Source organism: Streptomyces canarius (assembly GCF_014650735.1).
Taxonomy (GTDB): Bacteria; Actinomycetota; Actinomycetes; order Streptomycetales; family Streptomycetaceae; genus Streptomyces; species Streptomyces olivaceoviridis.
In genome coordinates this window covers 306,087-316,358 of the sequence record NZ_BMVN01000007.1, presented here as the reverse complement: position 1 = coordinate 316,358, position 10,272 = coordinate 306,087, and the positions used below count along the sequence as shown (strand labels likewise).

Genomic DNA, 10,272 nt, shown 5'->3' with positions numbered 1-10,272 from the left:
CACCAGGGCCTTGGGCAGGGTGTCGGTGTAGGGGCGCAGACGGCGCCCGGCGCCGGCCGCCAGAACGAGGCCTATCATCGCGGTTTCTCTCCTTTGTTTCAGCTGTGCCGAGGCACTGTACGTCTTGACTCGGCTCCGGCGCCCCGAGGAGAACTCGCTCCAAGGCCCCGACAAGGGGTGTGGTCCTGCCCGAAGGGACAGGACCACACCCGGTGGGACGAGACTCAGTCCTCGTCCGCGGCGGTGGAGACCGTGGTGGTCTTCTTCGCCGTCGACTTCGCGGCGGCCGTCTTGGCGGTCTTCGCCGCCTTCTTGGCCGTCGTCTTCTTCGCGGCCGTCTTCTTGGCCGCGGTCTTCTTGGCGGCCGTCTTCTTCGCCGTGGCCTTCTTGGCCGCCGTCTTACGGGCGGTCTTCTTGGCCGGCGCGGCGGCCGTCTCCTCGGTCACCGGAGCCTCGGCGACCGGGGCTTCCGCCGCCGGGGCCTCCTCCGCCGTGGCCGACGGGACGACCACGACGGCCGCCTCCGCGGGCGCGGTCGGCGCGGTGGCCTTGCGCACCGCACGGCGGCGCGGGCGGGCCGGGGCGGGGGCGCTCACGGCCTCCGCCGCCTCCTCAGCCGGGGCCTCGACCGGGGTCGCGTCGACCGGAGCGGGCCGCTCCACCGGTGCCTCGGCCGCGGGCGCCGTCTCCGGCACCGTCACGACGGCCGCCTCGGCACCCTCGGGCGAGCCGGCCGGGGCCGACACCTTCCGGGTCGCCCGACGGCGCGTACGGCCCTTGGGCGCGGCCTCCTCGGCGGCCGGGGCCTCGGCCCGCGACGCCGGGACCACCTGGTCCTCGACGGCCATCGGCTCGGCCAGCGCCTCGGCGGCCGGCTCCGGCTGCACCGGGCGCGCCGCCGCCTGCTCGGCGGTGACCTCCTGGGCGGTCGGAACCGCGGCCTCGGCAGCCTCCGCGGCGACCTTCCCGGACTTGGACGCCCGCTCGGCCCTCGGCGCCTTCTCCGCCTTCGGCGCACCCGCCGGAGCCGACACCCGGCGGCTCGCCCGGCGCCGCGTACGGCCACGGGTGGCCGCCGCCTCCGCCTCGGCGACGCTGCTGTAGAGCTCCTCGTCCGGCGCGAACTCGGGCGCCGGCAGGGCCACCGGCTCGGCGACCTCGGCGGCCACCTCCACGGCGGTCTCCACCTCGGGCTCGACGGCCTCGCCGGTCTCCACGGCCACGGCGGCGGTCTCGTGCACATGCTCGTGCACGGGCTCCGGCGCCTCGGCGCCCCGGCCGCGCTTCTTGCGCTTGCCGCCGCCACCGTTCGCGGTCGCCTGGTCCAGGTGGACGATGACACCGCGCCCGTTGCAGTGGACACAGGTCTCGGAGAACGACTCCAGCAGGCCCTGGCCCACCCGCTTCCGGGTCATCTGGACGAGGCCCAGCGAGGTCACTTCCGCGACCTGGTGCTTCGTACGGTCGCGGCCCAGGCACTCCAGCAGACGGCGCAGCACCAGGTCCCGGTTGGACTCCAGGACCATGTCGATGAAGTCGATCACGATGATGCCGCCGAGGTCGCGCAGCCGCAGCTGGCGCACGATCTCCTCGGCCGCCTCCAGGTTGTTCCTGGTGACCGTCTCCTCCAGGTTGCCGCCCTGGCCGGTGAACTTGCCGGTGTTGACGTCGATGACGACCATCGCCTCGGTCCGGTCGATCACCAGCGAACCGCCGCTGGGCAGCCAGACCTTGCGGTCCAGCGCCTTGGCGAGCTGCTCGTCGATCCGGTAGGTGGCGAAGACGTCGACCTCGGAGGTCCACTTCGACAGCCGGCCGGCCAGGTCCGGGGCGACGTGCGAGACGTACCCGTGGATCGTCTGCCAGGCCTCGTCACCGCTGACGATGACCTTGGAGAAGTCCTCGTTGAAGATGTCGCGCACGACCCGGACGGTCATGTCCGGCTCGCCGTACAGCAGCGTCGGAGCGTTGCCGCCGTTCTTGGCCTTCTTCTGGATGTCCTCCCACTGCGCCTGGAGCCGCTCGACGTCCCGGCGCAGCTCGTCCTCGCTCGCGCCCTCGGCGGCGGTGCGCACGATGACGCCCGCGTCCTCGGGGACGATCTTCTTGAGGATGGTCTTCAGCCGGGCCCGCTCGGTGTCGGGCAGCTTGCGGCTGATGCCGGTCATCGAGCCCTCGGGGACGTACACGAGGTAGCGCCCGGGCAGGGAGACCTGGCTGGTGAGCCGCGCGCCCTTGTGCCCGATCGGGTCCTTCGTGACCTGCACGAGGACGGACTGGCCGGACTTGAGCGCGGACTCGATCCGGCGCGGCCCGCCCGCCATGCCGAGCGCCTCGAAGTTGACCTCACCGGCGTACAGGACCGCGTTGCGGCCCTTGCCGATGTCGATGAAGGCGGCCTCCATCGACGGCAGCACGTTCTGGACCTTGCCCAGGTAGACGTTGCCGACGTACGAGGTCGACTGCTCCTTGTTGACGTAGTGCTCGACGAGCACGCCGTCCTCCAGGACGCCGATCTGCGTACGGTCGCCGTGCTGACGGACGACCATCACGCGCTCGACGGCCTCGCGGCGGGCCAGGAACTCGGCCTCGGTGATGATCGGAACGCGTCGGCGCCCCTGCTCACGGCCTTCCCGGCGGCGCTGCTTCTTGGCCTCCAGACGGGTCGAGCCCTTGATGGACTGCACCTCGTCGGACGGCTCGCTGGGCTTGCGCGGCTCGCGGACCTTGACGACCGTACGCTCCGGGTCGTCCTCGGACGGCTCGGCGTCCACGGAGGTGTCACCGGCCCGACGGCGCCGGCGACGGCGCCGACGGCTGGAGCTGGAGCCGCCGGACTCCTCGCCACGCGCCTCCTCGACGTCCTCTTCCTCCTGCTCGGCGGTGTCCTCGGCGTCCTGCGCGGCCTGCTCGGCGGCCAGTTCCTCGGCGTCGCCGTCCACGCCCTCGCCGGACTCGCCCTCGCCCGCGTCACCGCGCCGGCGACGGCGTCCGCCACGGCGGCGGCGACGGCGCGAGCCGGACTCCTCGAAGCCCTCGGCGCCCTCGGTCTCGTCGCCTTCCTCGTCCTCGGCGAGTTCCTCGGCGGCCTCCGGGGTCTCCTCGGCCTCCTCCGGCTCCTCGTCCTCGACGGCGGTCTCGGCCGGCTTGCTCTCCTCGGCGGCGGCAGCACGGCGGCGCCGGCGCCGGCGGCCACCGGTCTCGGCACGCTCCTCCGCGTACTCCTCGGTCTCCTCCGCCTCGGCTGCCTCGTCGACCTCGGCGGCCTCGGCAGCCGCCTCGGCTGCGGCCCGCTGCGGCGTCTGGAACTGGGGCTCGGTGAACACCGGCGCCTGGAAGACGGCGACGGCGGGGCGGGCGGGCCGGCGCGGGGCCTCGGCCTCCTCCGGCTCGGCGGCCGGCAAAGCGGCGGCCCGGCCGGGCTCGGCGAACCCGGACGCGGCGCGGACGACCCTGCGCCGGGCCCGGCGCGGCGCCCCGGCCTCGGCCTCGGCGGCCGGTGCGGGAGCCTGCGGCGCCTGAACGGGCTGGGTGGCCGCGGCCGGCTCGGTGGTGTGCGTGGTCGCGGGGACCTCCGGGGTGTGGGCGGTCACCGCGGCCTCGGCCTGAGCGGCTTCCTCGGTGGCGGGGGCGGTGTCGGGCGCGGACACCCGGCGGGTGGCACGACGACGCGTACGGCGCGGAGCGGCTTCCTCGACGGGGGCGACGGCCTCCGGCGCCTCCTCGGCGGCCTCAGCGGTCTCGGCAGCCTCAGCGGCCGGAGCGGCCTCCACGGTCTCCCCGGTTTCCGCGGCTTCCTCGGCGCCGGGCGTGGCCACCCGGCGGGTGGCACGACGACGCGTACGGCGCGGAGCGGCTTCCTCGACGGGGGCGACGGCCTCCGGCGCCTCCTCGGCGGCCTCAGCGGTCTCCACCTGCGTAACGGCCTCCGGCTGCGCCACCGGGGCGGCGGCCACAGTCTCCTCGGCGCCCTTCGGAGCACCGGCGGGCGCGGAGGCCCGGCGGGTGGCCCGGCGACGCGGACGCGCGGGAGCGGCTTCCTCGGCGGCGGGCTCCTGCGGGGTCTCGGCCTCGGCGGCAGCCGCCGTGGCGGACGCGGCGGCGGCCGGGACGACGGTCTCGGCGGCCTCGGCGGACGACGGCGAACCGGCGGGCGCGGACGCCCTGCGGGCCGCACGCCGACGCGCGGGGGCGGTCTCCTCGGCGGGCGCGGCCTCGGCGGCAGCGGCCTCCGTCACCTGAGCCTCGGCGGCCACGGCGGACTCGGTGGCATCGGCGGCCGGCGTCGACACGCTGCGCGTGGCCCGGCGCCGGGTGCGGCGCGGGGCGGCCTCCTCACCGACGACGACCGCGCCGGCCTCGGGGACGGCGGCGGTCTTCTCCGGCTCGGCCGGGACCACGGTCTCGGCGGCCTCGGCGGACGACGGCGAACCGGCGGGCGCGGACGCCCTACGGGCCACACGCCGACGCGGACGCGCGGGAGCGGCTTCCTCGACGGGCGCGGCCTCGGCGGCAGCGGCCTCTTCGGTCCCCTCGGCCTCGGCGATCTCGCCGGCCCCGGTGGCCTCGCCGACGTCTTCGGTCACCTCGGTGACCTCGTCGGCCTCCGCGGCCGGTATGGCCGGCACGGTGACCTCCGCGGGCGCCTCCGCCACCGCGGCGGGCGGGCCCGCCGGGCGAGAGGCGGCACGGCGACGCCTGCGCGGCGGCAGGGTGTCGCTGGGAGTGTTCAGTTCGGAACCCTCATGGGGTTCGGTCGGTTCGAGCATGCGGGCGTTTCTCCCGTCAGGCTCCCGGGCGCCGCACCTGGTCCGGCACCGGTCTCAGGGGACCGTCCGCCGTTGACGTCCGCGGCCCGCGCGATGCGCGATGGCCGCCGTCCGGGGCGCGGGCGCCGCACGGGAGCACTCTGTGTCCTGTCTCGCCGGTTCCGTACGCCTTGTCGGTACGGCCTGGCGAAAGTCTTCTGGTCGGTGCGCTGCCCGACCCAGGTGGCTCCCGAGTACGAGGGCGGCGCTACGACGTCCGTCCCTACGCGGGACCTTCCGGCGCCGTCGCGGCGGCGGCCGGCTGGGCCGTCAGGGCCCCGGCAGCCTCGCGGTCGGGCGCGAGCGGGTCGGTCACCGTGCCGGTCTCTTCATCGAACAGCCCCTGCGCCAGCCTGGTCACCGCTGCGGGGACCGGCGGCGCCAGGTCGGCCACGGCGCGGAGACCGGACAGGACGTCGTCGGGTCGTACGGCAGGCGTCACGTGCCGAACAACCAGCCGCAGTATCGCACAGGGCTGGTCGGTCGGCCTATCAGCCGGCGCACCGTGCGTCTCCAGGCTCACCACGGCCGGGCGGGCGTCGAAGGTGCGGACGCCGTTCTTGGTCAACCGCTGCACCTCGACGGTGCCGGCCTTGGTGAAGGCCTCGACCGCGCGCTCGGCGTCGGCCGGGTCGACGCCGTCCAGCCGCAGCTCCCACACGGAGGCCGTCAGCCGGTCGGCGAGACCCGAGGTCCGCGCCTCGACCGCATCGACGACGTCGAGCCCGGCGGGCAGCGACTCGTCGAGGAGGACGCGCAGGGTCTCGGGATCGCGCGCTTCGGTGAGCGCGATCTCCAGGTACTCCGCCTCGCTGCCCGTGCCGGTGGGTGCGGCATTGGCGTACGACACCTTCGGGTGCGGCGTGAACCCGGCCGAGTACGCCATGGGCACCTCGGCGCGGCGCAACGCACGCTCGAAGGCGCGCTGGAAGTCTCGGTGGCTGGTGAACCTCAGGCGGCCGCGCTTGGTGTAGCGCAGACGAATGCGCTGCACCGCGGGTGCGGGCGGCGGGCCTTCGGGCTGTCGCTTGCCCAGTGTCCTAGTCCTTCGTGAGAGCGGTCGTACTCCTACCAAGAGTACGTGTGTCGCGGGCGGTGGGTTCCCGCCTGTCCACCGCCTGCCGCTGCCGGGGCTCTCCGAACAGCATCCGGCGGACGTCCGCGCGGGCCTGCCGCACGGTGTCCCGGGCCGTGGCCAGCGCCTCCCGCGAGACCCGGCCCACCGCGCGCAGGCCCTGCGCGAGGGGCCGCAGGACCGCGTCCCGCACGACGTGTCCGACCGGGGCGAGGACGGTCCGGTACACCCAGCGCACCGGCTCCACGAAGATCCACCGGAAGAGGGTCCCCAGCGCGCGCCCGACGGCCAGGGAGATCCGCCCGGCGACCCGCCAGGCGTGCCCGAGGGCCTCCCCCACCTCGCGCGCGACGACCGCGAGGAACCGGCCGACGGGGGCGAGCACCCAGCGCCACAGCGCGAGCGCGGGCAGCACGAACAGGACGCGTCCCGTCCAGTACAGGACCAGGCCGGCACCGGTGACGACCAGTCCCAGCAGCCACGCCACTCCCCGCGCGCACCAGGCGACGGCCCGGCCGACGGGGGCGAGCACCCAGGTGTACAGCCACCGCGCGGGTACGACGAGCAGGTACCGCAGCAGCCAGGCGACGGCCGTGTACGCCCCGGCGCCGAGGGCGGCCAGGACCGCGCCGATTCCCTTCAGCAGCCAGGTCAGCGCGTGCCCGACCGGGGTGAGCACGCGCGCGTACACCCACGCGAGCCCGGCTCCGGCCCCGCGCGCCAGCCAGGCGAGGGCGTGGCCGACGGGCGTGAGGAGGTACCGGTGGCACCACACGGCCGGCACCACCAGCAGGACGGTGCCGAGCCAGGCGAGGGCGTGGCCGACGGGCACCAGGACGTACCGCCACAGGCCCACGAACGGCCACACGAGCACGGCCCGGCCGGCCCACAGCAGGGCCCGCCCGAGCGGCCGGAGCACGGTGTCCCGCAGGAACCGCCCGGTGACGACGAGCGCGTCCCACACCATCCGCACCGGCACGACCAGCACCAGGGCGACGATCCGCACGGGGAGGCGGACGGCGACGACGAGGCACCCTTCGGGCCGGTGGGAGGCGGGCGGCGGCTTCTGGAGGTCCATACAGGGGTAGACGCACGGACCGCCCGTTCGGATCCGGTCAGGTCACGCGCGCCGTGCGGGACTCCGGCTCGGCGGGCTCCCTGAACGCCGACAAGCCCCCTCTCCATCGGAAGAGGGGGCTCTCGGGGCCGCACAGGCGGTGCCGCGCTCGCGTCAGTGCGTGTGGCCGCTCGCGGCCGGCGCCGGACCCGCGTTCTTCACCGTCAGAGGCAGCAGTTTCTTGCCGGTCGGGCCGATCTGGATGTGGGTGTCCATCTGCGGGCACACACCAACGCACCCGCCATGGCCGCCGATCTGCTCAGGGTGGGCGTCAAGTGCGTGATCAAGCGGACCAGGGTGAAGGGGGTTCGCGCCCCTCACATCCACATGAAGATCATGATCCCCGAAGACGTACGAGACCGGCTGATCATGCAAGAGGATGAGTTCGCCGAGGCCTTCTGACGACTTCTGGCGGCCACACGAGGCAGAGCCGCCCCCATGCAACCGGGTGGGCGGCTCAGCGTCACGAAAACCATGATGCGGGGTCGGGTGCGGGAAGCTCGACCGGGACGGCGCGGAGACGGATGCGGACGGCTCCGTCCGGCTCCTCGGTGTGGTCGATGGTGAGCCGGGAGACGGCGGCGGGCCACTGGGCATAGAGGAGCAACAGTAGGCCGGCGAGGCGGTCCTCAGGTTTGAGAGTGTGGTGGTGCGGCAGTCGGCGGGCGGTGGTCCAGCGGGCCTCGTCGTCCATCGGCTGGGAGGGACGGCTGAGCGCGGCCGGGTGCCGCTGGAACGGGCCACCGGTCTGCCCGGTGTGATCGAGCGGCTCGCCTCCACCGTCGGCCTGGTGGCCGGCGGATCCCTGGTTGCGCTGCTCGGTCCCTGACCGGACTCGCCGTCAACGCGGGCTGCTTCGCCCTCGGATCGGTGATCATCGAACTCGTGCTGCCACGTGGCATGCGGCACCCGGTCGAGGAAGCCCCCTCACAGGCCGGGGGAACGGGGCCGGGCTACTGGCGGCGGTTCGGCGAGGGCTTCACCTTCCTGCGCGGCGAGTCGCTGCTGCTCGCCGTCATCGTCATGTGCACCATCACCAACCTGCTGGACGCGGCGATCACCTCGGTGCTCGTACCTGTCCGGGCCAGGCAGTCCGGCAACGGGACGACCGCGATCGGCCTGACGGGCAGGGTCATGGGGGCCGCGGCGGTCGGCGGGTGAGAACGCGGGCGGGCAGGACCGGCCCGGACCCGCGGCCGAACGGAGGTGCCTTCCCCGGTGCGGCAACGCGCTGCCGTGGTGTTCGTCGCAGCGGGTCAGGGCCGGTAGACCATGCCCGGCCGGGGCTTGGCCGGAGCCAGCAGTTGCGACACCGTGACGATGGTGTAGCCACGCTGCCGGAGCGCCTTGATGATCCCCGGGACGGCGGGCACGGTTCCCTTGTGCAGGTCGTGCAGCAGGATGACGCCGTCGCGGTCGGTCTGGTCGAGCACCCGCTTGGTGATCAGGGCCGAGTCGGTCGTCTCGTAGTCCTTGGCCGTGACGCTCCACAGCACCTGCGCCAGCCTCAACTCCTCACAGACGTCGGCCACATTGCGGTTGGTACGGCCCTGCGGAGGACGCATCAGGACGGGCCGGGTGCCTGTGACCCTCTCGATGGCGTCCTGCGTGCGGGTCAGCTCCTGACGGGCCTCGTCCGCGTCTATCCGCGTCAGAACCTCGTGGTTCCAGGTGTGGTTGCCTATCTCGTGCCCCTCGGCCGAGATGCGACGGAGGATGTCCGGATACTCGGCGATGTGGCCCTTGCCCTGTACGAAGAAGGTGGCGTGCAGATGCTCCCGCTTCAGGATGTCCAGCAGCCTGGGGGTCGTCAGGCTGGGGCCGCCGTCGAAGGTGAGCGCCACACACTTCGCCTTGCGGCAGTCGACGTTCCCGGCCACCGATCCCGATGCCTTGCCGCGGGCGGCGCGCGGCGAGGTGTGATCGTAGGTCGTCACCGTGAGGGCCGAAGCCAGCGCCACGGCCAGGACGGCGGCCACGGCAGTGGCGACGGCGACGAGTGTGCGAGACCGTCGTCTTCGCGCGCTGAGGGGCATGTGATGCCTTTCCCGAAAGGAAACCGACTGGTCCCGCTTCGCGCTAGCGCGCGCGGGTGGGAGTGGGCTTCGCAGCGAGGTCCCGCAGGTGAACGTCGAGCGTGAGGCGATGCCTCAGGAGACGTCCGAGCCGGCCTTCCACCTTTTTGTGGAGAAGCGCGGCAAGACCCAGCATGCAGATGACGGACACCGCCATCGAAGGCAAGAGGCCGAGCCCCGGAAATGCCCGGACCAATCCCTTGGCCAAGGGAATTCCGATGCTCTGGTGGACGAGGTAGAAGGGGTAGGTGAGTCCGCCGGCGGTGACCAGCCAACGCCATTGCAGTCCCGCCCACGGTCCGACACCGGCCAGTGCCAGCAGGCCGAGACAGAGTGTGAGTACGGCCGCGCACACGGCCCAGGAGGGCCCGTCCTCGCCGGGGGACGTGGTGGCGTGGTCTGCCACCCGGAATTCGAGCACGGTGAGTTCATAGCACCAGGCGAAACCCAGCAGAAGCCACAGCAGGAGGTTCTGCCCGAACCTGCGCATGAGGTGGAGTACGATCCCGGCGACGAACAGGCCGGTGTAGCGGGTCAGCACGAATTCGTTGAGCAGGGGCGAGTGAACCTCGAGGGCGACGACACCGGCCAGGAGCCAGGCTCCGCAGAAGACCACCAACCGCCGATAGGACAGCCCGAAGACGAGCAGTGCGGCCATCAGCAGGTAGAAGCGGGCCTCCACCCAGAGTGTCCAGCTCACTCCGCTCACCAGATCGAGTCCCAGTGGTCCCGGAGCCATCGTCAGGTTCCCCAGGACTGTGCGGGGGTCGATGCGCGTGGCGGCGGGCCAATGGCCCATCCGCGCGACCAGGACAAGCATGACGACCAGGAGCACCGCGCACCAGTAGGCCGGGAAGAGCCGCGAGACGCGGGAGACGGTGAACTGTGCGGGAGTCCGCCCCCAGCAGCTCATGCAGATGACGAATCCGCTGATGATGAAGAAGAACTCGACGCCGAGCCAGCCGTAGCGGCTGATCCCATGCAGGAGCGGGGCGAAATCCCTGAGCTCGGTCCTTCCCCAGAAGTGCGGGGTGGGTGTCCCCAGGAAATGGTACGCGGCCACCATCACCGCCGCCACCAGACGGAGCCCGTCTATCGCGGCCAGGCGCGTCTGCCCGCCCTGCGGTCCACTGGAGCCGGTGGACCCACTCGGATCACCGTGTTTCCCGGACCTGCGTTCGTTTTCCATGAGCGGAC

The 10,272-nt window shown here is 73.3% G+C and carries 7 protein-coding genes and 2 pseudogenes; 2 read left to right on the top strand and 7 right to left on the bottom strand.

Annotated features, from left to right (window positions below):
• The 4 genes and pseudogenes from IE294_RS13660 to IE294_RS13645 form a co-directional block, all read right to left on the bottom strand.
• Window positions 1–78 (bottom strand): annotated as a pseudogene (locus IE294_RS13660) (phosphocholine cytidylyltransferase family protein); the annotation flags it as partial.
• 146 nt (window positions 79–224) lie between these two features.
• A complete protein-coding gene (locus tag IE294_RS13655; protein ID WP_189885688.1) occupies window positions 225–4,769 on the bottom strand; it encodes an Rne/Rng family ribonuclease in 4,545 nt (1,514 codons plus the stop codon).
• A 262-nt stretch (window positions 4,770–5,031) separates the two neighbouring features.
• Complete coding sequence (locus IE294_RS13650; protein WP_189885686.1) at window positions 5,032–5,802, bottom strand: TIGR03936 family radical SAM-associated protein; 771 nt, start codon at window positions 5,800–5,802, stop codon at window positions 5,032–5,034.
• A 46-nt stretch (window positions 5,803–5,848) separates the two neighbouring features.
• Complete coding sequence (locus IE294_RS13645) at window positions 5,849–6,961, bottom strand: hypothetical protein (RefSeq protein WP_189885684.1); 1,113 nt, start codon at window positions 6,959–6,961, stop codon at window positions 5,849–5,851.
• Window positions 6,962–7,243: 282 nt separating this feature from the next.
• On the opposite strand from IE294_RS13645, the gene IE294_RS13640 reads away from it, so the two are divergent.
• The gene (locus tag IE294_RS13640; RefSeq protein ID WP_229917154.1) at window positions 7,244–7,402 is read left to right on the top strand and encodes a hypothetical protein; all 159 of its coding nucleotides are present in this window, start codon (window positions 7,244–7,246) and stop codon (window positions 7,400–7,402) included.
• 61 nt (window positions 7,403–7,463) lie between these two features.
• Here the strand turns inward: IE294_RS13640 and IE294_RS13635 are convergent, their stop codons facing one another.
• Window positions 7,464–7,694, bottom strand: a complete 231-nt coding sequence (locus tag IE294_RS13635) for a hypothetical protein (RefSeq protein ID WP_189885729.1) — start codon at window positions 7,692–7,694, stop codon at window positions 7,464–7,466.
• A 15-nt stretch (window positions 7,695–7,709) separates the two neighbouring features.
• Between IE294_RS13635 and IE294_RS13630 the strand changes: the two are divergent.
• Window positions 7,710–8,158: pseudogene (locus IE294_RS13630) on the top strand (MFS transporter); the annotation flags it as partial.
• A gap of 98 nt (window positions 8,159–8,256) precedes the next feature.
• On the opposite strand, the gene IE294_RS13625 reads toward IE294_RS13630, so the two are convergent.
• Entirely contained in the window at window positions 8,257–9,036 is a 780-nt protein-coding gene (locus IE294_RS13625; protein WP_189885681.1) for a polysaccharide deacetylase family protein, read from the bottom strand.
• A gap of 43 nt (window positions 9,037–9,079) precedes the next feature.
• Complete coding sequence (locus tag IE294_RS13620) at window positions 9,080–10,264, bottom strand: acyltransferase family protein (protein WP_189885679.1); 1,185 nt, start codon at window positions 10,262–10,264, stop codon at window positions 9,080–9,082.
• Window positions 10,265–10,272: the final 8 nt, after the last annotated feature.

Coding starts and splice junctions, on each gene's coding strand:
- IE294_RS13655 (WP_189885688.1), bottom strand. CDS start 4,769: ATGCTCGAACCGACCGAACCCCATGAGGGTTCCGAACTGAACACTCCC.
- IE294_RS13645 (WP_189885684.1), bottom strand. CDS start 6,961: ATGGACCTCCAGAAGCCGCCGCCCGCCTCCCACCGGCCCGAAGGGTGC.
- IE294_RS13640 (WP_229917154.1), top strand. CDS start 7,244: ATGGCCGCCGATCTGCTCAGGGTGGGCGTCAAGTGCGTGATCAAGCGG.
- IE294_RS13635 (WP_189885729.1), bottom strand. CDS start 7,694: ATGGACGACGAGGCCCGCTGGACCACCGCCCGCCGACTGCCGCACCAC.
- IE294_RS13625 (WP_189885681.1), bottom strand. CDS start 9,036: ATGCCCCTCAGCGCGCGAAGACGACGGTCTCGCACACTCGTCGCCGTC.
- IE294_RS13620 (WP_189885679.1), bottom strand. CDS start 10,264: ATGGAAAACGAACGCAGGTCCGGGAAACACGGTGATCCGAGTGGGTCC.